Source organism: Dichotomicrobium thermohalophilum, assembly GCF_003550175.1.
In the GTDB taxonomy this organism is placed as follows: domain Bacteria; phylum Pseudomonadota; class Alphaproteobacteria; order Rhizobiales; family Rhodomicrobiaceae; genus Dichotomicrobium; species Dichotomicrobium thermohalophilum.
Window position 1 is genome coordinate 1,733,220 of sequence record NZ_QXDF01000001.1, and the last position, 21,054, is coordinate 1,754,273.

27 protein-coding genes are annotated in these 21,054 nt (G+C 65.3%); 4 read left to right on the plus strand and 23 right to left on the minus strand.

Annotated features, from left to right (window positions below; translation table 11 throughout):
* Positions 1-139: 139 nt before the first annotated feature.
* A complete protein-coding gene (locus BXY53_RS07935) occupies positions 140-481 on the minus strand; it encodes an FtsB family cell division protein (protein ID WP_119061294.1) in 342 nt (113 codons plus the stop codon).
* Positions 482-544: 63 nt separating this feature from the next.
* Positions 545-1,828 carry a phosphopyruvate hydratase gene (gene eno / locus BXY53_RS07940; protein ID WP_119061295.1) on the minus strand — a complete coding sequence of 428 codons (1,284 nt, stop codon included), beginning with the start codon at positions 1,826-1,828 and terminating at the stop codon, positions 545-547.
* 131 nt (positions 1,829-1,959) lie between these two features.
* On the opposite strand from eno, the gene queC reads away from it, so the two are divergent.
* Genes queC through queF form a run of 4 tightly spaced genes read left to right on the plus strand, consistent with a single transcriptional unit; the run spans position 1,960 to position 4,204 of the window.
* A complete protein-coding gene (queC, locus tag BXY53_RS07945; protein WP_119061296.1) occupies positions 1,960-2,694 on the plus strand; it encodes a 7-cyano-7-deazaguanine synthase QueC in 735 nt (244 codons plus the stop codon).
* 3 nt (positions 2,695-2,697) lie between these two features.
* Entirely contained in the window at positions 2,698-3,324 is a 627-nt protein-coding gene (gene queE / locus BXY53_RS07950; RefSeq protein ID WP_119061297.1) for a 7-carboxy-7-deazaguanine synthase, read from the plus strand.
* A 59-nt stretch (positions 3,325-3,383) separates the two neighbouring features.
* Positions 3,384-3,755 carry a 6-pyruvoyl trahydropterin synthase family protein gene (locus BXY53_RS07955; protein WP_170144376.1) on the plus strand — a complete coding sequence of 124 codons (372 nt, stop codon included), beginning with the start codon at positions 3,384-3,386 and terminating at the stop codon, positions 3,753-3,755.
* Complete coding sequence (queF, locus tag BXY53_RS07960) at positions 3,752-4,204, plus strand: preQ(1) synthase (RefSeq protein WP_119061299.1); 453 nt, start codon at positions 3,752-3,754, stop codon at positions 4,202-4,204. Before BXY53_RS07955 ends, queF begins: the two co-directional genes overlap by 4 nt.
* Before the next feature lie 205 nt (positions 4,205-4,409).
* On the opposite strand, the gene kdsA is transcribed toward queF, so the two are convergent.
* The 21 genes from kdsA to rpsE all read right to left on the minus strand — a co-directional run bounded on the left by kdsA (position 4,410) and on the right by rpsE (position 21,025).
* Complete coding sequence (kdsA, locus tag BXY53_RS07965) at positions 4,410-5,261, minus strand: 3-deoxy-8-phosphooctulonate synthase (protein WP_119061300.1); 852 nt, start codon at positions 5,259-5,261, stop codon at positions 4,410-4,412.
* 7 nt (positions 5,262-5,268) lie between these two features.
* A complete protein-coding gene (locus BXY53_RS07970; protein ID WP_119061301.1) occupies positions 5,269-6,801 on the minus strand; it encodes an acyl-CoA carboxylase subunit beta in 1,533 nt (510 codons plus the stop codon).
* A 76-nt stretch (positions 6,802-6,877) separates the two neighbouring features.
* Entirely contained in the window at positions 6,878-7,768 is an 891-nt protein-coding gene (locus BXY53_RS07975; RefSeq protein WP_119061302.1) for a DMT family transporter, read from the minus strand.
* A gap of 6 nt (positions 7,769-7,774) precedes the next feature.
* On the minus strand, positions 7,775-8,407 hold the full coding sequence (locus tag BXY53_RS07980) for a LysE family translocator (protein WP_119061303.1): 633 nt from the start codon (positions 8,405-8,407) through the stop codon (positions 7,775-7,777).
* A 13-nt stretch (positions 8,408-8,420) separates the two neighbouring features.
* Positions 8,421-9,005 carry a hypothetical protein gene (locus BXY53_RS07985; protein ID WP_119061304.1) on the minus strand — a complete coding sequence of 195 codons (585 nt, stop codon included), beginning with the start codon at positions 9,003-9,005 and terminating at the stop codon, positions 8,421-8,423.
* A gap of 118 nt (positions 9,006-9,123) precedes the next feature.
* Positions 9,124-9,852: an ATP12 family chaperone protein gene (locus BXY53_RS07990; RefSeq protein ID WP_119061305.1), complete on the minus strand. Its 729-nt coding sequence runs from the start codon at positions 9,850-9,852 to the stop codon at positions 9,124-9,126.
* An 18-nt stretch (positions 9,853-9,870) separates the two neighbouring features.
* Positions 9,871-10,860, minus strand: a complete 990-nt coding sequence (locus BXY53_RS07995) for an RluA family pseudouridine synthase (protein WP_119061833.1) — start codon at positions 10,858-10,860, stop codon at positions 9,871-9,873.
* Positions 10,861-10,868: 8 nt separating this feature from the next.
* Positions 10,869-11,249: a fluoride efflux transporter CrcB gene (crcB, locus tag BXY53_RS08000; RefSeq protein WP_119061834.1), complete on the minus strand. Its 381-nt coding sequence runs from the start codon at positions 11,247-11,249 to the stop codon at positions 10,869-10,871.
* Positions 11,250-11,288: 39 nt separating this feature from the next.
* Entirely contained in the window at positions 11,289-11,528 is a 240-nt protein-coding gene (locus tag BXY53_RS08005) for a hypothetical protein (protein WP_119061306.1), read from the minus strand.
* Entirely contained in the window at positions 11,525-12,031 is a 507-nt protein-coding gene (locus BXY53_RS08010) for a type VI secretion system amidase effector protein Tae4 (RefSeq protein ID WP_119061307.1), read from the minus strand. The genes BXY53_RS08005 and BXY53_RS08010 overlap by 4 nt, the downstream gene beginning before the upstream one ends.
* A gap of 79 nt (positions 12,032-12,110) precedes the next feature.
* Positions 12,111-13,421 (minus strand): replication-associated recombination protein A, encoded by a 1,311-nt coding sequence (locus BXY53_RS08015; RefSeq protein ID WP_119061308.1) that lies wholly within the window; start codon positions 13,419-13,421, stop codon positions 12,111-12,113.
* Positions 13,422-13,454: 33 nt separating this feature from the next.
* Positions 13,455-14,936, minus strand: coding sequence for a DegQ family serine endoprotease (locus BXY53_RS08020; RefSeq protein ID WP_119061309.1), 1,482 nt, complete (start codon positions 14,934-14,936; stop codon positions 13,455-13,457).
* 44 nt (positions 14,937-14,980) lie between these two features.
* Positions 14,981-15,415, minus strand: a complete 435-nt coding sequence (gene rplQ / locus BXY53_RS08025; RefSeq protein WP_119061310.1) for a 50S ribosomal protein L17 — start codon at positions 15,413-15,415, stop codon at positions 14,981-14,983.
* Positions 15,416-15,460: 45 nt separating this feature from the next.
* Positions 15,461-16,483 carry a DNA-directed RNA polymerase subunit alpha gene (locus tag BXY53_RS08030; RefSeq protein ID WP_119061311.1) on the minus strand — a complete coding sequence of 341 codons (1,023 nt, stop codon included), beginning with the start codon at positions 16,481-16,483 and terminating at the stop codon, positions 15,461-15,463.
* A gap of 87 nt (positions 16,484-16,570) precedes the next feature.
* Positions 16,571-16,960 carry a 30S ribosomal protein S11 gene (gene rpsK / locus BXY53_RS08035; RefSeq protein WP_119061312.1) on the minus strand — a complete coding sequence of 130 codons (390 nt, stop codon included), beginning with the start codon at positions 16,958-16,960 and terminating at the stop codon, positions 16,571-16,573.
* A 72-nt stretch (positions 16,961-17,032) separates the two neighbouring features.
* On the minus strand, positions 17,033-17,401 hold the full coding sequence (gene rpsM, locus BXY53_RS08040) for a 30S ribosomal protein S13 (RefSeq protein WP_119061313.1): 369 nt from the start codon (positions 17,399-17,401) through the stop codon (positions 17,033-17,035).
* A 236-nt stretch (positions 17,402-17,637) separates the two neighbouring features.
* Positions 17,638-18,279: an adenylate kinase gene (locus BXY53_RS08045; protein WP_119061314.1), complete on the minus strand. Its 642-nt coding sequence runs from the start codon at positions 18,277-18,279 to the stop codon at positions 17,638-17,640.
* Positions 18,276-19,613 carry a preprotein translocase subunit SecY gene (secY, locus tag BXY53_RS08050; protein ID WP_119061315.1) on the minus strand — a complete coding sequence of 446 codons (1,338 nt, stop codon included), beginning with the start codon at positions 19,611-19,613 and terminating at the stop codon, positions 18,276-18,278. Before secY ends, BXY53_RS08045 begins: the two co-directional genes overlap by 4 nt.
* An 81-nt stretch (positions 19,614-19,694) precedes the next feature.
* Positions 19,695-20,180: a 50S ribosomal protein L15 gene (gene rplO, locus BXY53_RS08055; RefSeq protein ID WP_119061316.1), complete on the minus strand. Its 486-nt coding sequence runs from the start codon at positions 20,178-20,180 to the stop codon at positions 19,695-19,697.
* Between the two features lie 31 nt (positions 20,181-20,211).
* On the minus strand, positions 20,212-20,430 hold the full coding sequence (rpmD, locus tag BXY53_RS08060) for a 50S ribosomal protein L30 (RefSeq protein ID WP_119061317.1): 219 nt from the start codon (positions 20,428-20,430) through the stop codon (positions 20,212-20,214).
* Positions 20,431-20,461: 31 nt separating this feature from the next.
* A complete protein-coding gene (gene rpsE / locus BXY53_RS08065; RefSeq protein WP_119061318.1) occupies positions 20,462-21,025 on the minus strand; it encodes a 30S ribosomal protein S5 in 564 nt (187 codons plus the stop codon).
* Between the last annotated feature and the right edge of the window lie 29 nt (positions 21,026-21,054).

The following is a 21,054-nucleotide window of genomic DNA, read 5'->3' on the forward strand; positions in this document are numbered from 1 at the left end:
CGGAGTTTAGCGTCATTAACGCCGCGATCACAACCGATTCCGCACGCTCAAGCCGATGGCAGCGCGCGCAAAAAGTGGTCAAGATCGCAACGGAGAAGCTGTTTCGGCCCCTGGGAAACGGACAGGCCGGAACACCGGCTCAGTCGTCGCCGCGAGGGGGATCAAGAATGATGATGTCGTCGGGCCGCGCCAGGTTCAAGAGTGCACGTGCCTGCTCTTCGGCAAGATCGTTGGATCGGTTCGCCGCGGCCCGCATGAGCGCCACATCTCGTTCCAATCGCGCTCGCTTCGCCGCGAGCCGGTCGCGTTCGGCTTCCATGTCGGCGATGCGCTGTTTGATCTGCGCGCGGCGCTCCAGCCCGTGATCACCCTTCACCGCCTGATGCGCGAAGGAAGCGATCAGCGTGCACAGAACGAGGAAAATCGCCAGACTGCGGCCCCTGCGGAGCAGATCGGCGGCCTGGCTGAGCACATCGCGCATGAAAGCCTCCCGGCGGGGTTGCAAGAGAACCGAATACACCCGGCAGGCTAAACGAAAGGTAAACTAGCCCCGCGAAACCGCCAGCGCGGCCCGGCCGGCATAGACCGCCAGATCCCCCAACTCGTCCTCGATGCGCATGAGCTGATTGTATTTGGCCGTGCGGTCCGAGCGCGACAGCGAGCCGGTCTTGATCTGCCCGGCGTTGGTCGCCACCGAAAGGTCCGCAATCGTAGCGTCCTCGGTCTCGCCCGAGCGGTGCGAGACAACCACGCCGTAGCCCGCGCGCTGAGCCATGTCGATGGCGTCCAGCGTCTCGCTCAAGGTGCCGATCTGGTTGACCTTGATCAGGATGGCGTTGCCGATGCCCTTGTCGATCCCCTGTTTCAGGCGCTGCGGGTTGGTGACGAACAGGTCGTCACCCACGAGCTGGCAGGTCTTGCCGATGGCAGCCGTCAGCGCGGCCCAGCCGTCCCAATCATCCTCGGCCATGCCGTCCTCGATCGAGACGATCGGATAGCGCGCTGTGAGGTCCTGGTAGTAGGCGCTCAACCCGGCGGCATCGAGCGTCTTGCCCTCGCCTGCCAGCTCGTAGCGGCCATCCTTGTAGAATTCGCTTGCCGCCGCATCAAGCGCCAGTGCGATATCCTCGCCTGGCCGGTAGCCCGCCGCCTCGATCGCGCGCATGATGAAGCCTAAAGCCTCATCCGCCGATTTCAGCGCCGGCGCGAACCCGCCCTCGTCGCCGACATTGGTGCTGTGGCCGGCATCGCGCAGCAGCTTCTTGAGGGCGTGGAACGTCTCCGCCCCCCAGCGCACGGCTTCGCGCATGGAGGGCGCGCCGACCGGCATGACCATGAACTCCTGGATGTCGATGGGGTTGTCGGCATGGGCGCCGCCATTGACGATGTTCATCATCGGCACGGGGAGCGCCCGCGCCGGCAGTCCGCCGATATAGCGGTAGACCGGAAGTCCCGCGCTTTCCGCCGCCGCCTTGGCGACCGCGAGCGAAACGCCCAGGATCGCGTTCGCGCCGAGCCGGCCCTTGTTGGGCGTGCCATCCAGTTCAATCAGCAGGTTGTCGAGCCGGCGCTGGTCTTCGGCGTCCATGCCCTGGAGCCGTTCCAGAATATCCTGGTTGACCGCGCTGACCGCATCGCGCACACCCTTGCCGCCGTAGCGGTCGCCACCGTCGCGGCGCTCGTGCGCCTCATGCACGCCCGTCGACGCGCCCGAGGGGACGCCTGCGCGGCCGAGCGCGCCATCTTCCAGGATGACATCAACCTCCACGGTCGGGTTTCCCCGGCTGTCGAGGATTTCCCGGCCAACAATATCGACGATTGCGGTCATCAGGCTGCCCTTTCTCCGGCGGGGCGTGGCGTTTGCACCGACGCGCGCCCGGTCCATATACTGAATTCGAGAGGTTCTTAGCCAATTCGGGGCGCAAACGAAAGAGGCCGCGCGCGGCGTGGCGCAGCAACATGAACAAGTCATCGCAAATCGGGACAACCGCGCTGGTCCTGTTTTCCGGCGGACAGGATTCGACCGTCTGCCTCGCCTGGGCGCTGGAGCGGTTCGCGCGGGTTGAGACGATCGGCTTTGACTACAGCCAGCGCCACAGCGCCGAATTGGAGGCGCGTCACGATGTGCGCGGGGAAATCGCCCGACACTTCCCGGACTGGGCCGCGCGGCTGGGCGAGGATCACATGCTGGCGCTGCCGACGCTGGCGCAGATCAGCGATACGGCGCTGACGCGCGAGAGCGAAATCTTCATGACTGAAGCGGGCCTGCCGAGCACCTTCGTGCCGGGGCGCAACATCCTGTTCTTCACCTACGCCGCCGCGCTCGGCTATCGCCGGGGCATCGCCGATCTGGTGGGCGGGATGTGCGAGACGGACTATTCCGGCTATCCCGACTGCCGCAACGAGACGCTACAGAGCCTTGCCCGCACGCTTTCGCTCGGCATGGACCATGACGTGGCCATCCTCACGCCGCTCATGTGGATCGACAAGGCGGGGACATGGGCGCTGGCGCATGAGTTGGGCGGCGACAAGCTGGTTGACCTGATCGCCGAGCATACCCATACCTGCTACATCGGCGATCGCACGCAGCGGCACGACTGGGGCTATGGCTGCGGGCAGTGCCCGGCCTGCGAGCTTCGGGCCAATGGCTGGCGCCAATGGCGCGCGGGCACAGAAACAGCCGCTACCGGCTGAGCCATGTATTCGGTCAAGGAAATCTATTTCACGCTTCAGGGCGAAGGCGCGCAGACCGGCCGCGCGGCCGTGTTCCTGCGCTTTGCCGGCTGCAACCTGTGGACCGGGCGCGAGGAAGACCGCGCCAAGGCGATCTGCCAGTTCTGCGATACCGATTTCGTCGGGACCGACGGGCCGGGCGGCGGCAAATTCGCGGAGGCGCCCGCGCTGGCCGAGGCCGTGGCGGCGCAATGGCCCGGCGGAGGCAAGCCGCTTGTGGTTTGCACCGGGGGCGAGCCGCTTCTGCAGTTCGACTCTGCGCTGATCAACGCGCTGCACACGGCCGGCTTCGAGATCGCCATTGAGACCAACGGCACGCTGCCAGCGCCGCCGGGCATCGACTGGATTTGCGTCAGCCCAAAGGCGGGCGCGCCGCTCGTCCAGCGCAGCGGCCAGGAGCTGAAACTCGTCTATCCGCAGACGGCCGCGCCGCCGGAGGCTTTCGAGGCGCTGGATTTTAAGCATTTCTTCCTGCAGCCGATGGACGGACCGCACCGCGAAGCGAACACGCAGGCCGCCGCGCGCTATTGTCTCGACCACCCGCGCTGGCGCCTGTCGCTCCAGACGCACAAGTTCATCGGGCTGGCCTGACGCCGCATCAATCGGCTAAACAGGCGGCAACAAGCCCGTTGGCGAGCATGAACACAGCCATGACACGCATCTACAAGGAGTTTACATTCGAGGCAGCGCACTACCTGCCGTCCGCACCGCCGGGCCACCGCAACGCGCGGGTGCACGGGCACTCGTTCCATGTCCGTGTGAGCATCGACGGCGAGCCGGACCCGGAGACGGGCTTGATCTACCATTTCGATGACCTCAGCGCGGCGATCGCTGATGTCCGCGAGATGCTGGATCACCAGATGCTTAACGACGTGCCGGGGCTGCAGGCGCCCACGCTGGAGATGATTTCGCGCTGGATCTGGGAGCAGCTTGCACCGCGCGTGCCCGGCCTGGCGGAGGTGGCGCTGTCGCGCCCGAGCTGCCAGGAGGGCTGCATCTACACGGGCGGGAGCAGTCAATGAGCGACGATCTGACCCAGCTCGGCAAGGCGGCGGCGATTCCGGCCTCGCCCGAGGAAGCGCGACTCGAACGCGTCGCGAACCCGCACCCGGATGTCGATTATGTCGCGCGCTTCACCGCGCCGGAGTTCACCTCGATCTGCCCGGTCACCGGCCAGCCGGATTTCGCGCATCTGGTCATCGACTATGTGCCGGATGCGTGGATCGTGGAGTCCAAGTCGCTGAAGCTCTATCTCAGCGCGTTCCGCAATCACGGCGCTTTCCATGAGGATTGTACGATCGCGATTGCCAAGCGGCTGGTGGACCTGCTCAGCCCCAAATGGCTTCGTATCGGTGGCTACTGGTATCCGCGCGGCGGCATCCCCATCGACGTGTTCTGGCAGACCGGCGAACCGCCCGCCGGCGTATGGATACCCGATCAGGGCGTCGCGCCCTATCGCGGCCGCGGCTAACAACGCACTCATGTCATGCCCGTGCTTGACACGGGCATCCGTTCTGTTGGCAGCGGCATCCGCTGATTGGGTTGCCGGGTCAAGCCCGGCAACGACGACCTCTATACAGCACAGTCATTGAGAGCGAAGTGACGCAATCCAGATCACACGCCAACACTGGATCGCTCAGCCCCCCTGGACCTCGCGATCACGGTTGCAATGGCCGTCAGCCCGCGCGGCGCGCCTTGACCACCTCGTCGATCTCCATCAGCTCCGCGATAAGCCCCTCGAACTGATCGAGCGGCACCATGTTCGGCCCGTCCGACGGCGCGTTATCCGGATCGTCATGCGTCTCGATGAACAGCCCCGCCACGCCAACCGCCACCGCCGCGCGGGCCAGAACCGCGACGAATTCCCGCTGACCTCCGCTCGAACCGCCCTGCCCGCCCGGCTGCTGCACCGAGTGCGTCGCGTCGAAGATCACCGGGCAGCCCGTCTGCGCCATTATCGGCAGAGCGCGCATGTCGCTGATCAGCGTGTTGTAGCCGAAGCTGACCCCGCGCTCGGTCAGCAGAATGTTGGCGTTGCCCGCGCCCAGCACCTTCCCCGCGACATGCTGCATGTCCCACGGCGCGAGGAACTGGCCTTTCTTGACGTTGACCACGCGTCCGGTCCGCGCCGCCGCCACGAGCAGGTCGGTCTGGCGGCACAGAAACGCCGGGATCTGCAAGATGTCCACGGCTTCCGCCGCGCGATCGCATTGCTCCGGCGCGTGCACGTCGGTGAGCACGGGCAGCCCGAGACTTTCGCGGATTTCGGCGAAGATCGGCAGCGCCTCCTCAAGCCCGATACCCCGCGCGCTCGACAGGCTTGTGCGATTCGCCTTGTCATAGGACGTCTTGAAAACCAGCCCGACGCCCAGCCGCGCGGCGATCTCCTTCAGCGCACCGGCCATCTCCAGCGCGTGCGTCCGGCTTTCCAGCGCACAAGGGCCAGCGATCAGGCTCAACGGCGCGTCATTGTTGAAGCCGACGCCTCCGACCTCGACCCGTGTGTTCGGCTTGACCGGTTCGCTCATCGTGCCCTCACAGCGGCAGGTTGTCGTGCTTCTTCGGCGGCCGCTCCAGATGCTTGTTGCGCAGCATGTTGAGCGCCCGCGCGATGCGCACGCGGGTGTTGTGCGGCATGATGACCTCGTCAATGAAGCCGCGCTCGGCTGCCACGAACGGATTGGCGAAACGCTCATCGTATTCCTTGATGCGCGCGGCGATCTTGTCAGGATCGTCCAACTCGCTGCGGTAGAGGATTTCCGCCGCCCCCTTCGGCCCCATCACGGCGATTTCCGCGCTCGGCCAGGCATAGTTCACGTCCGCGCCGATATGCTTGGCCGACATGACAACGTAAGCCCCGCCGTAAGCCTTGCGCGTGATCACCGTCACCTTGGGCACCGTCGCCTGCGCGAACGCGAACAGCAGCTTGGCCCCGTGCTTGATCAGTCCGCCGTATTCCTGCGCCGTTCCGGGGAGAAAGCCGGGAACGTCGACGAAGGTGACGATGGGAATGCCGAAACAGTCGCAGAAACGCACGAAGCGCGCGGCCTTGCGGCTCGCGTCGCTGTCGAGCACGCCGGCGAGCACCAGTGGCTGATTGGCGATGAAGCCGACCGTATGGCCCTCGATGCGCGCGAAGCCGGTGATGATGTTACGCGCGAAGGCTTCCTGGACCTCGAAGAAATCGCCCTCGTCCGCAACTTTCAGGATCAGCTCCTTCATGTCGTAGGGCTTGTGCGGGTCGTCCGGGATCAGCGTGTCGAGCGAATGTTCCACCCGCTCGGCCGGGTCGCGCGTCGGCAGCTTCGGGGCGCCGGATTCGTTGTTCGACGGCAGGAAGTCCATCAGCCGGCGCATCTGCAGAAGCGCCTCGACGTCGTTGTCATAGGCGCGGTCGGCGATCGAGGATTTCGTGGTGTGGACCGTCGCGCCGCCCAACTCTTCCGAGGTCACGTCCTCGTTGGTGACGGTCCGCACGACATCCGGGCCGGTCACGAACATGTAGGATGTGTCGCGCACCATGAAGATGAAGTCGGTCATCGCCGGCGAGTAGACGTCGCCGCCCGCGCATGGCCCCATGATCACCGAAATCTGCGGGATTACGCCGGAGGCCGTGACGTTGCGCATAAACACCTCGCCATAGCCGCCGAGCGCGGCCACGCCCTCCTGAATACGCGCGCCGCCGGCGTCGAACAGCCCGATGATGGGCGCGCGGGCGCGCAGGGCCATGTCCTGCACCTTCGTGATCTTTTCCGCGTGGGCTTCTGACAGCGAGCCGCCGAACACCGTGAAGTCCTTGGCGAACACATAGATCAGCCGGCCATTGATCGTTCCCCAGCCGGTGACGACGCCATCGCCGGGAAACTTTTGCTCATCCATGCCGAAATCGGTGCAGCGGTGCTCGACATAGCGGTCGTATTCCTCAAACGACCCCTCGTCCAGCAACAGGGCGATGCGTTCGCGCGCCGTCAGCTTGCCGCGCGCGTGCTGCGCGTCGATCCGCTTCTGGCCGCCGCCCAGGCGCGATTCTTCGCGCCGTCGCTCCATCTCCGCCAGGACTTCCTTCATCGCTTCCTCGCCGTTGCCGTTCGCGTTCCTGCATGTCTGTAGCACGCCGCGCGCGCGGCCAAAAGACCGCCGCAGCTCATGCCCGGCTCGCCCGCCGGGCGAGATAGATGCCGGCCAGAATGACCACGGCGCCGATGAGATGCGACCAGGTCAGCACCTCGCCCAGCAGGACCCAGGCCAGCAGCGCGGACATGATCGGGTGGATCAGCAGGCTGACGGATGAGAACGACACCGGCAGATGCGCGAAGGCGTAGGTGATCAGCGTCTGCCCGCCGACCTGGCTGATGAGCGCGATGCCTAAGAGGACCGACCACCCCGCCGCGGTCTGCGGCAGCAGATTTTCGCCAAGCAGAACCGCGCCGGTCAGCAGCCCCAAGGCGCTGAACAGCGAGCTCCACGCCATGATGCTGAACGCGCTGTGTAGCCGCCGCAGCCGCGCGACGCTGAGCTGATAAGCGCCGTAGAAAACCGCTGTCAGCACGCCGAACATGTCGCCATAGACCTGCTGCGGATCGAGGCTGAAGCTCGCCCCGGTCAGCAGCGCCGCGCCGAGGATCGCCAGCGCCATGCCGAGGATGAACAGCCGCGTGATCCGCTCGCCGAACAGCGCCCAGGCCGCCAGCGCCACGAAAACCGGCGCGAGATTGGCCAACAGCGCGGCGTTGACGACCGTGGTGTACTCGATCGAGTAGTGCCAGACACCGATATCAACCGCGAAGAACAGCCCGCACAGGATGACCGGCCAGCGTACCGGGACATTGGTTTTCATGCCCGGCCGCGCGCGATGCGCCAGCACCATAAGCACCGGCACCGCCAGCGCCACGCGCCAGAACGCCGTCGCCGCCGGGCCGGTTTCGCTGAGCCGCACGAAAATCGGGGCGAACGCGATGGCAAGCGCGCCCGCGACCAGCGCCAGGATCGCCAGCCTTTGCTGCGCTGCGACTTCGGCGAGGCTTGCCTGGCTCATGGCGCGCTAGCGCCGCTCAGCGAGCGCCAGCCAGATCGCCGTGCCCGCCAGCGCCCCGCCGAAGACGCGGTTTTGCAAGCGCATCAGCCACGGCGAGCGTGCCAGCCCGCGGCCCAGTATTCCGACCAGATAAGCCACGCTCAGGAATACAGCCAGCGCGATCACCATCAACTCAAGGCCAAGAATGGCGATCTGGATTGGCACCAGCCCCCGCGCCGGATCGACGAATTGCGGCAGCAGCGCGAGGAAGAACAGAACCGCTTTCGGATTCAGCAGGTTGGTGAGCAGCCCCTGAACAAACAGGCTGGAATATTGCCGCATCGCGGATGGCTGGTCTGATGCCGGCCCGTCGCCGCTGTCGCGCAGCAGCCCCCAGGCCAGATAAAGCAGGTAGCCGACGCCCGCCCAGCGGATCACCTCGAAGGCCGCCATCGAGGAGGCGAAAAGCGCCGTCAAGCCGGTCGCGGCGAGCAGGATATGCACGCTCAGGCCCGTGACCACACCGAAGGCGGCGAGTGCGCCCCCAAGCGGTCCGCGCGCGACTGCCCGCGAGGAGATCAGCAGAATGTCCGGGCCGGGTGCGATCGCCGCGGCAAAGCACACGGCAGCGAAGGCCAACAGCACTTCCGGTGCGGGCATGACGGCGTCCTTGTTACGCGGCTTTTGCGCGCAAACCAGTGGCCGGCTTGCGCAGCGCCGCGTTCACCAGCTCCATCGGCGCATGCACCTCCAGCCCGTAGAGCACCTCCTTGCCGAAGGTCACCGCCTCCTGCGCGATTTCTCGGGCCTGTTTCAGCGACGCGATCTGCTGTTCCTGGTCAGCGCCCGCATGGTTGATGGCCTCGAGCCGGTCCAGCATGGCAGCCAGGCGCTCGCGATGGCTGTAGAAGGCGACGACCTTGTAGATGACCGCCCGCGGCAGGCTTGCGAGTTCGGACAGATGCGTGGAATAGACCAGATCATGCCCGATCCGGCCGAAATGGCTTGAGGTATTCGTATTGTTTTCGCGAATGGCGCGCTCCCAACCCAGGCTGTCGTCCAGAAACGCCTGCATGTCGTGGACATTCGCCTCGATCTCGGCGTAGAGCGCACAGACCAGCCGCTCGGCCCGCCGCTGGGCGTCGTGCCAAGTGCGCAGGGCATCCAGTGCGTGTTTGAGGAAATACAGAAGGAATGTTCCCGCGGCCAGAATGGCGGCCAGCGCCACCGTCTGACCGGCCATGCTCGAATCGGCCATCACCCAAAACCCTTTGACTGAACGCGTTTGAAACCCTCTCGCCCGCGCCCGACGCGCGGGATCCGACGCGCCGGTTATAGGGCCGCAGGCGAGCCGTCACAAGCAGTGATCACGGGGGTCAGGACTGCCGGGAAAGCCTCAGGAAGCGCGCCGCGGCAGCCATATCCGCCCACTGGGCCTCGCGGCGCTGTCTGGCGGCTGCGTCCTCGCCCCACTGGGCGATCTGCCAGTCCTCGTCGACGTGGGCCACGCGCCAGGCCTCCTCGACGCTCAGACGCTCATATACGATCGCGAAAGTGAGCACGAGAGAGGCCGTGAGCGTGGTCATCTGGTTCATGGCTGTCAGCGCGAAATCGTCGTGGGTGCGCAGGGCCTCATCCATCGCCGCGATGGAGTGAGATGGTTGTGCGGTGTGCATAACGCCCGCCACCACGCGCAGATCCGCGCCCAGCAACTCGCGAGCCCAGTCAAGGATCGGGTCCCATGCCTCCGCCTGCAGAATTGTCAGTTTTTCTGGCCACTCGGCGCGATAGCACAGCAGGTCGGTTTCGCCGTAGGCGACCAGCCCCTCGATGACCTCATCGCGGCGTGGCGCGGCCCGGTCGATGGCGCTGTTCGCGAGCCGGGTCAGCGGCATGGCCGTCGGCTTGATCTCGGCCTCCTGCGCCTCCCATTCCGCGGCGACGGCTTCGGCCAGCGGCGCGGTGGGCAGTGTCAGGCGCGCACGCTGCGGCGTGTGCACCGGCCGGCCGTCGAGCATCACGTGCCAGCCGGCTTCGCCCGCTTCCGCCCAGGCCGTGTCGTAGAACCGCCCTGCCTCTTTCGGTGAAGGTTTCTGCTGATTCAAGGTCGCCTCGTCTAACTCTCAGTCCTCATCCGCGAAGGGGTCGCGGTCATCTTCCGGATCGAAACCGAGCACCTCCCACGTCTTCAGCATATGCTGGGGCAGCGGGGCCGCGATGTCGAACATCCCGCCGCGCGGATGCGGGATGGTGAGCCGCCGTGCGTGCAGATGCAGCTTGCGCGGAATTTCGCCGCCCGGATGCGCTTCCGCCCCGCCATATTTCCCGTCGCCGACGATCGGATGACCGATGGCGGCAGCATGCGCGCGAAGCTGATGCGTGCGCCCTGTAATGGGCGTCATCGCCAGCCAGGAGAGCCGCCGCCCGGCGCGCTCGAGGATGGCGTAACGGCTGACGGCGTGTTTCGCCTCCGGGGCGTCCGGCTCGGCCGGGTGGACCCGCTCATCACCGCGTCCGCCGCGCTTGATGAGCGGGAGGTTGATCTCCCCCTGCGCCGGCTTTGGCACACCGATCACGAGCGCCCAGTAAAGCTTTCGCGCGCTGCGATGTTTGAGCGCGCGCCCCAGCTTGGCCGCTGCGTCACGGGAGCGGGCCAGCAGCATCACCCCGCTGGTGTCCTTGTCCAGCCGGTGGACGAGCCGCGGCCGCTCGGTTTTCTCGAATGTGAGGCCTTCGAGGAGGCGATCAAGGTGTTCGGTCGTGCCGCTGCCGCCCTGCACCGCGAGGCCCGGCGGCTTGTTCAGCGCCAGGATGTCGTCGTCCTTGTGGATCACGAGGCTGCGAACGAAGTGGATATCTCGCTCACTAAGAGCCTTCGCGGGCGCGGCGCCAGCTTCGGCAGCCGGCTGCGATAGCGGGGGCACGCGGATTTCCTGTCCGCGTTCGATGCGCGTGTTCGCCTTCGCGCGGCCTCCGTCCACGCGCACTTGTCCCGTGCGGAGCAGTTTTTGCAGCCGCCCGTAAGTGAGGCCGGGGTAATGCGCGGCGAACCAGCGGTCCAGCCGCATGCCGTCCTCGTCCGGCGCGACGCGCTTTTTCTCGACCCCGCTCATCGTCTCGCTCATTGAAAGATCGCGCGGCCCACCGCCAGCCCGGCGAACACCGCCAGGAAGCACAGCGCAACGGTGCCGCCCGCGTAGCCTGCCGCGCTCAAATAGGCCTTGCGTTCCACCAGCGCAGCGAAATCCATCGAAAACGCCGAGAAGGTCGTGAAGCCGCCCAACACGCCGGTCACCAGAAACGTGCGGGCCTCAAGCGGCGCGCTCCAGCGCACGGCCAGCCCCGCGAACACCAGACCGATCGCCAGCGAGCCTATCACATTCACCGCGAATGTGCCCCAGGGGAAGCTGGACCCAAACAGTTGGCCGCACAGGATGTTCGTCAGGTGGCGCAGCGCCGCGCCGATCGCCCCGCCTGCGGCGGCGAGGAAGACGAGAGTCATGGACATCGCGCATCATCCGCTTCGCGCAGGCCCGCGAACCTAAGAGGATTTGCGGAAGAACAGCGGCCGCAGCCAACCGCCCACGACCACCCCGAGGATCGCGCCGACAACCCCGACCGCCAGTGTCACGCCAACCTCGATCATCTGCATGAACTGGGCGTGTTGATCCGGGCTTTCAAAACGCTGAGTATCGGCCAGCGGGGTGGCGGCGAACCCGGCCAGATAAGCACCCGGCACGAGAAAGAGGACGAAGAACAGTATGGCGAAGATCGTTCTCACGAGACCTCCCAGAACCAGATTTGGCCGGACTTGTCATAGCCGCCCAGCCATCCGAACCAGGGCAGCAGCATCTTGGCGGTCGTGCGCCAGCCATTCCACAAGTCGATGTGGTCGCCCGTCGGTCGGCTCGTGTCGCTGGTGCGCCACCAGTAGCCATTGAAGAAGATGATGCCCGTGCGCCCGTCCAGCTCGTTGGCGAAGTCCGCCGGGTTGGTCAGCTCGATCGTCGAGGACATTCCCTCGATCCGTGCGCCACGCAAGGCGTTGGCCAGTTCCTTGGCGCGGATATAGTGCATGTCGCCGTCGTCATGCCCTGTGTTGCGCGCGTAACGGCAGGTGATCGCGCCGTTGATCTTGTCCGGGGTCACGCCGGCATCACGCAAACAAACGCCCAGGCGGATCGCACATTGATTCGCGAAATTCGATACGCCGTCGGTGCGGCAAGGCATCTGGTTGCCCAGATTGGTCGGGTGCTTGTCCCACAAATCCGAGAAGTTGACCATCTGCCCTCGCCCGCCGTGCTTCCGCGCTTCTCGAAATGCCTATAGCACAAGACCCGCGCGTGCCAAACAGTGATGCGCGTTATTCGGCGCGGCCTTCACGCAGACGCTGGAACCGCGCCAGTCGCTTGGCTAGCTCCGATTCGTAGCCGCGCTCAGTCGGCCGGTAATAGGTCTCGCGCGCCATGCCTTCGGGAAAGTAGTTCTGCCCGGAGAAGCCCTCGGGCGCATTGTGGTCGTAAGCGTAGCCCTCGCCGTAGCCTTCCTCCTTCATCAGCCTGGTTGGCGCGTTGAGGATATGGCGCGGCGGCGGCAGGGAGCCGGAGTCCCGCGCGCTGGCCATGGCGGCCTTGTAAGCCGTGTAGACCGCGTTCGACTTCGGCGCGAGGGCCAGATGCACCGTCACTTGCGCCAGCGCCAATTCGCCCTCTGGGCTGCCCAGGAAGTCATAGGCATCCTTCGCGGCGATCGCCAGCGAGAGCGCATGCGGCTCGGCGAGCGCGATATCTTCCACCGCCATGCGCACGAGGCGGCGGGCTATGTAGAGCGGGTCCTCGCCGCCTGTCAGCATCCGTGCGAGCCAATAGAGCGCGGCGTCCGGGTCCGAGCCGCGCACGGACTTGTGCAGCGCGCTGATGAGGTCGTAATGCGCGTCCCGACTCTTGTCGTAGAGCGGCGCGCGGCGTTGGACCAAATCGGCCAGTCCCTCGATGTCGAGATCGCCGGCCGCCGGATCGTGCGCGGCCATCAGTTCCTCGAAAAGGTTGATGAGCGCGCGGCCGTCGCCATCGGCCATGTTGATGAGCTGGGCGCGTGCATCGGGCGTGAGCGGCGCGCGGGCGCCCTGCGCTGTCTCTGCGCGCTGCAGCAGCGTCTCCAGCGCGGACTCGTCCAGCCGGTGGAATCGCAGGACTGTCGCACGCGAAAGGAGCGCGCCGTTCAGCTCGAAGGACGGGTTTTCGGTGGTCGCGCCGACAAGCGTGATCGTCCCGTCCTCCATCACGGGCAGAAAGGCGTCCTGCTGCGCGCGGTTGAACCGGTGGATTTCGTCCACGAACAGAACGGTGGCGATCCCGTCCTGCCGGCGCTTGCGGGCGCGCTCGAAGGTCTCGCGCAGGCCCTGCACGCCCGAAGTGATGGCGGAGAGCTGCTCGAACTCGTAGCCCGACACGGAGGCCAGCAAACGCGCGACCGTGGTCTTGCCGGTGCCGGGCGGCCCCCAGAAAATCACAGAGCGCAAGCTGCCACTCTCGACCATGCGCGTAAGCGGCGCGCCGTGGGCAAGCAAGTGGTCCTGCCCGGCGACCTCGGCCAGCGTCTTTGGGCGCAGCCGATCGGCTAGCGGGCGCGGCGCGCTGTCTTCCAGCCCGGCGGCCTCGAACAACGACGCCATAGGCTCTCCTTTGCGATAATCAGTCGGGGCGCGCTACGACCAACGAATGGCCGTGCGCAGAACTTCGCCGTTGCGCTGGATTGCAAGGCGCCATATCCGTGCGCGCGTCTGCACGGCGCGTTCAAGATCCCGCACGCGTTCGATGCGCGCCCCATTGATCTCGACAATAACATCGCCCGGGCGTAAGCCAACCCGCCGCGCCGGCGAATAGCTCTCGGTTTCGCGGACGACGACGCCGGATGTCTCACGCATCCGCAACTCCTGGGCGACGGCGGGCGACAGGTTCTCCACCGTCGCGCCCGCGAAAGGATGATCGCCGGTAAGCTTCGTGGTCTTGCGCGGGGGATTCTCGGGCGGCGGCTGCAGGTCCACCCGCACCGTCCGCCGCGCCCCGTTGCGCCAGATTTCGAACTCTGCGGTCTCTCCCAGCCCCTTTGTGGCGATCCGGTAGCGAAGCGCTTCGGCGTCCCGGACCTGTTGTCCGTCGATGCGCAGCACCACGTCACCTTCTTCGAGGCCGGCCTCCGCCGCCGGGCTATCGGGCATGATATCGGCGATGAGCGCGCCGCGCGGCCGCGGGAGGCCGAAGCCCTCCGCCAGCTCCGAGGTAACGGTTTGCAGCGACACGCCGAGCCAGGGCCGGCGCACCCGCCCGCCCTGAAGCGCGGATTCGACGACGACGCGCACCATGTTCGAGGGGATGGCAAAGCCGATACCCTGCGAACCGCCGCTGCGCGTGAAGATCGCCGTGTTGATGCCGACCAGCCGCCCGTCCGTGTCGACAAGCGCGCCACCCGAGTTGCCCGGGTTGATGGCCGCATCGGTCTGGATAAAGAACTGATAGTCCGTGATACCGACCCGCGTGCGCGCCGTCGCGGAGACGATGCCGCTGGTTACCGTCTGACCGACGCCGAACGGATTGCCGATCGCGAGCACCAGATCACCCACCTCAAGTTGGTCGGAATCGGCAAAGCGGATATGCGGGAACTCCTCCGCATCGTCATTTTGCAGACGTAGCACCGCCAGGTCTGTCTGCTTGTCCTCAAGGATCACTTCGGCCTGATATTCGCGGCCGTCAGCGAGCGACACCTTGATATCGATATTGTCGGTGCCGCGGCCGTCGCGCCCGCGGATCACGTGATAGTTGGTGACGACAAGCCCATCCGCGCTGACAAGCACCCCGGAGCCGAGCGAACGCTGCGCCCGCCGCCGCGGAATGCCGAAGTCGCGCCCGAAGAACCGGCGGAAGAAAGGGTCGTCAAACAGCGGGGAGCGCTGCACGCGCCGGCGCTGGCGCACATAGATGTTGACGACGGCCGGCTGAGCTTTCTTTACGGCCGGCGCGAAGGAGAGGCGAATCTGCTCGCGATCCTGTGGAACCTGACGCTCGAGCAGCGCCTTGCGCGGATCGGTACGCTGACTTTGGGCGCTGTCCGGCGCGGCGAAATAAACGCCCGCGGCGGAGGTAAAGGCGACGATCACAGCGACCGCCGCAAGGCGAACCGCTCGAGACATCCACCTGATCTCCCTGGTGCGCGCGGCACCGCCCCCGGCAAACGTTAGGCCAGCGCCTGTTCGGCCGGTTCTTCTGCCGCCTGTTCCTGCGTCGGACCGGAGTCCTGGCCGCGGGCCTCCGGATCGCGGTCGACAAGTTCGATGACGGCCATAGGCGCGCCATCGCCGTGGCGGAAGCCCGCCTTGAGCACACGGGTGTAGCCCCCGTTGCGCTCGGCATAGCGCGGCCCCAGCACGTCAAACAGCTTCTTGACCATCGCCTCGTCGTTCATCCGCGCTGCGGCGAGACGGCGGGCATGCAAATCGCCGCGCTTGCCCAGCGTGATGAGCTTGTCGACCACCGGGCGCAGTTCCTTCGCCTTCGGCAGCGTCGTGATGATCTGCTCATGCTTGATGAGCGCATCGGCCATGTTGCGGAACATGGCGCGGCGATGGCTCGCGGTCCGGTTCAGCTTGCGGCCGGAATTACGATGGCGCATCTCGCGTCTCCCTCACTGGGCAGGCGTGCACGGGGCACGCCGTCGTCAATACTGATCCTCGTAGCGCTTGGCCAGTTCCTCGATGTTTTCCGGCGGCCAGTTCGGCACGTCCATGCCCAGGTGCAGTCCCATCGAGGCGAGCACTTCCTTGATCTCGTTGAGCGACTTCCGGCCGAAGTTCGGCGTGCGAAGCATCTCCGCCTCGCTCTTCTGGATCAAGTCGCCAATATAGACGATGTTGTCGTTCTTCAGGCAGTTGGCCGAGCGCACGGAGAGCTCCAGCTCGTCGACCTTCTTCAGAAGTGCCGGGTTGAACTCCAGTTCCGGCACGGCTTCCTCGGCCGCCGGGCGCTCGGGCTCCGCAAAGTTGACGAACACGTTCAGCTGGTCTTGCAGGATGCGTGCTGCGTAAGCGACCGCATCGTCCGGCGCGACCGAGCCGTCTGTCTCGATCTCCATGGTCAGCTTGTCATAGTTCAGGATCTGACCTTCACGGGTGTTCTCCACCTTGTAGGAGACCTTCTTGACCGGGCTGTAGAGGCTGTCGACCGGGATCAGGCCAATGGGCGCATCTTCAGGACGGTTGCGCTCGGCTGGCTCATAACCCTTGCCAAGCCCGGCGGTGAACTCCATGCGGATCGAGGCGCCCTCGTCCAGAGTACAAAGCACCTGGTCCGGGTTGAGGATCTCGACATCCGCACCGGTCTCAATATCGCCAGCGGTGGCCACGCCGGGCCCTTCCTTTCGAAGGACCATGCGTTTGGTGCCCTCAGAATGGATCCGCAGCGCGATCTCCTTGATGTTCAGGACGACGTCCGTCACATCCTCGCGCACCCCCGGGATCGACGAGAACTCGTGCAGCACGCCGTCGATATGGACGCTGGTGATGGCCGCGCCCTGCAGCGACGACAACAGCACCCGGCGCAACGCGTTGCCCAGCGTCAGACCGAAACCACGCTCCAGCGGCTCGGCCACGATCGTTCCGATCCGCCGCGAGTCGCGCCCAAGTTTGACGTCGAGCTTTTTTGGCTTGATCAGGTCCTGCCAATTCTTCTGAATAACTTGCATTCGTACACGCTCCTGTTCATTCGGGCGCAAGGATAAGCGTTGCAGCGCTGCGGTCATCGCGCGCCGCGTCGATTGTCAGCGCGCGCCTTAGACGCGGCGGCGCTTCGGCGGCCGGCAGCCGTTGTGCGGGATCGGCGTCACGTCGCGGATCGAGGTGATCTGGAAGCCGCAGGCCTGCAACGCCCGCAGGGCCGACTCACGGCCGGAACCCGGACCGCGCACCTCGACGTCGATGGTCTTCATCCCGTGCTCAAGTGCTTTCTTGCCCGCGTCCTCCGCGGCCATCTGCGCCGCGAAGGGCGTCGACTTGCGAGAGCCCTTGAAACCCATGCCGCCAGCCGAGGCCCAGGACACCGCGTTGCCTTGTGCATCCGTGATCGTGATCATCGTGTTGTTGAACGTCGCATTTACATGCGCGACGCCCGAAGTGATGTTCTTCTTTTCCCGGCGGCGAACCCGCGCCCGTTCCTTAGCCATCGTCTCGTTTCACCTTTCGTGACGCCAATCCCAACGCCGGAGCCCCCGCGAAGGCGCGCCGGCCATGTCGAATTATTTTTTCTTGCCCGCAATCGGCTTGGCCGGGCCCTTGCGGGTGCGCGCATTGGTATGCGTGCGCTGCCCCCGCACCGGCAGGCCGCGGCGGTGTCGCAGACCGCGATAGCAGCCCAGATCCATCAACCGCTTGACGTTCATTGCCACATCCCGGCGCAGATCGCCCTCGACCGTATAGTCCCGGTCAATGATCTCGCGGATCGTGATGATGTCCGAGTCCGCCAGTTCGTTCACGCGCCGTTCGGGCGGCACGTTGGCCTTCTCGCAAATCTCCTTCGCAAAATGCGGACCAATGCCGTGAATGTAACGCAGCGCCACATCGACGCGCTTGTTGGTCGGAATATTAACGCCGGCAATACGAGCCACGTTGCGCTCTCCTTAATCGCAATTCAGGCCCTTGCGGGCCTTCTGTGTTCCTGTTTGTTTTGAGCAGGTACGAAATGCCGCCAGTTGAGGGCTCGACAAGACGCGCGACCCTCGCGGGCCTGTGCACAACGGCAACGGTCAATTCCTTGCGCGGGGTATCTACCGGAAAGACGATAGCGCCGTCAAGTCGCGCCGCGCCCTCACGCTTGCACATATACGCAAGATGTGTGCCGGCCTCAAGACATCGCCTGTTCCAGCGCCTTCGTCACCTCCTCGATGGGCTGTTCACCGTCAATGACGCGAACCTTGCCCTGCTCCTTGTAGTAGTCGACCAGCGGCTTGGTCTGCTCGTGATACACCGCCAGCCGGTTGCGGACCGTATCAGGGTTGTCGTCGGGCCGGCGGATGAATTCCGTGCTCCCGCACTTGTCGCAAACGCCTTCTTTCTCGGGCTGCTTGAACTTGTCGTGGTAGCCTTCGCCGCACTGGGCGCAGGTGTAGCGCCCGGCAATGCGCTCGACCAGAACGTCGTCATTGACCTCGACAACCAGCACGCGGTCTATGTTGCGGTCGCGCTGGTCCAGCATCTGGTCGAGCACCTCGGCCTGGTGCACGTTGCGCGGAAAGCCGTCGAGGATGAAGCCCTTGTCACCCAGCTTCTCGATCTGGTCCGTAACGATCTCGACGACGAGGTCATCCGGCACCAACTCACCGGCTTCCATGTAGGATTTCGCCTTCTTGCCGATTTCGGTGCCCTCACTGACGGCGGCGCGCAGCATGTCGCCAGAGGAGAGCTGCTTCATGTTGTGCCGCTCTTCGAGGATCTTGGCCTGCGTGCCCTTGCCCGAACCCGGCGGTCCAATCAGGATGATATTCATCTCGTTCGCCTTGCTCCCCTCAGCTTGGACTTCTTGATGAGCCCTTCGTATTGGTGCGCCAGCAAGTGGCTCTGCACCTGGGCGACAGTGTCCATCGTCACGCTGACGACGATCAGCAGCGATGTGCCGCCAAAGTAGAAGGGCACGGCGGCCTGGGAGACCAGAATTTCGGGCAGCAGACAGACCAGCGCCAGATAGCCCGCACCCACCACGGTGATCCGCGTGAGCACATAGTCGATGTATTCCGCCGTCCGCTCGCCCGGCCGAATGCCGGGGATGAAGCCGCCATATTTCTTCAGGTTGTCTGCCGTTTCCTGCGGATTGAACACCAACGCGGTGTAGAAGAACGCAAAGAACACGATACCAGCGATATACAGCGTCAGGTAGAGCGGCTGCCCTCGCCCCAGAAGCGCGGTGATCTGGTTCAGCCAGTCCGGTCCCTGCCCCGCCGAGAAGTTCGCCACGGTAATCGGGAGCAGCAGCAGCGAGGACGCGAAGATCGGCGGAATGACGCCAGCGGTGTTCAACTTCAACGGCAGATGCGAGCTTTCGCCCTGGAACATCCGGTTGCCGACCTGGCGCTTCGGATACTGGATCAGCAGCCGGCGCTGGGCGCGCTCCATGAAGACGATGAACGCGATCACGGCGATGGCCATGACGAACAGGCCCACGATCACGAAGGTGGAGAGCGCGCCCTGGCGTCCGAGTTCAAGCGTTCCCGCCAACGCACCTGGTAACTCGGCCACGATGCCCGCGAAGATGATCAGCGAAATACCGTTACCGACACCGCGCGCGGTAATCTGCTCGCCCAGCCACATCAGGAACATCGTCCCGCCGACAAGCGTGATGACAGTCGTCGCGCGGAAGAACAGGCCGGGGTCCATCACCACGTTGCCCGCACCTTCGAGGCCCACCGCGATGCCGTAGCCCTGCAGTGCGGCCAGCACGGCCGTACCGTAGCGGGTGTATTGGTTGATCTGTTTGCGGCCCTGCTCGCCTTCCTTCTTGAGCTGCTCAAGATGGGGCGAGACGGCCGTCAGCAACTGCATGATGATCGCCGCCGAGATATAGGGCATGACGTTCAGCGCGAAGATCGCCATGCGCCCGACGGCTCCGCCGGCGAACATGTTGAACATGCCCAGGATACCGGAAGCGTTCTGGTCAATGAACTGAGCCAGCGCGTCGGGGTTGATGCCCGGCAGCGGAATGTAGGTCCCGAGCCGGTAGATCAGCAGCGCGCCCAGCGTGAACCAGATACGCTTTTTCAGCTCGGTCGCCTTGGCGAAGGCGGCGAAGTTGATGTTGGAGGCCAGTTGCTCGGCCGCTGATACCATTTCGACTCGCTCCAATGGACGGCGCGCCGCGCGTGCGGCCCGCCCCGGATGTGTTCCTCGCGCCGTGCCGCGCAGACCGGCTTACGAGGACTCGTCCGCCTGTTTCTGCTTGCCGGTCACGGTGACCGAGCCGCCCGCAGCCTCGACCGCCTTGACGGCCGGCGCGGAGGCGCCCGCGACCTCGAAATTCACCTTCGCCTTCAGTTCGCCGTCACCCAGCAGGCGCACACCGTCTCGCACGCGGGTAACGATACCCGCCTTTTGCAGCGCCGCGGAATCCACGGTCGCGCTCGCATCGAGCTTGCCTGCGTCGATCGCCTCCTGGACACGGCCAAGATTAACCTCAGCATAGCGCAGCCGGAAGGGCTTGTTGAAGCCGCGCTTGGGCAGGCGCATGTGAATTGGGTTCTGGCCGCCCTCGAAACCGTTGATGGCGACGCCGGTACGGGACTTCTGGCCCTTCACGCCGCGCCCGGCGGTCTTGCCCTTGCCCGAGCCGATGCCGCGGCCAACGCGCACCCGTTTCTTCAGCGCGCCCGGCTTGTCTCTCAGTTCATTGAGCCGCATAGCTTAAACACCCTTTCGAAAAGCGCCGGCCTCAGCTTTCATCGACGACACGAACGAGATGCGGGATCTTGGCGATCATACCGCGCACCTGCGGCGTGTCCTTGAGCGTGCGGCGACGATGCATCTTGTTGAGCCCGAGGCCGATGAGCGTCTCGCGCTGCACCTTCGGCTTGCGGTTGGCGCTGCGGACTTGCTCAACCGTGACCGTACCGGTCGCGCCGTCTTGCTTCTTGCTCTTCTTTTCCGCCATCGGTTCTCTCCGATCTCACTTTGCGCCCGGATCACGCCTCGCCGGCGGCCGCTGCCTTCTCGCCAGAGGCATCGCGCCGGCGCGCCACGATCTCGCTGACCTTCTTCCCGCGCCGCGCCGCAACCATGCGGGGGCTGTTCTCCTGCTGCAGCGCGTCGAAGGTCGCCAGGATCATGTTGTAGGGGTTCGAGGTTCCCAGGGACTTGGCGACTACATCCTGGATGCCCAGCGTCTCGAACACTGCGCGCATCGGGCCGCCGGCGATGATGCCTGTACCCGCCGGTGCAGCGCGGAGCAGCACGCGGCCCGCGCCATGGCGCCCGGAAACATCGTGATGCAGCGTCCGGCCTTCGCGCAGCGGCACCTTGATCAGGCCGCGCTTGGCCGACTCCGTCGCCTTGCGGATGGCCTCGGGCACCTCCTTGGCCTTGCCATGACCGAAGCCGACTCGGCCCTTCTGGTCGCCCACCACGACAAGTGCGGCGAAGCCAAAGCGCCGGCCGCCTTTTACCACCTTCGCCACTCGGTTAATGGCGACGAGCTTGTCGACAAATTCACTGTCGCGTTCTTCGCGTTCGCGCGGTCCTCGTGCCAACGGTCAAACCCCTTTTCTCGTCTCTTCGG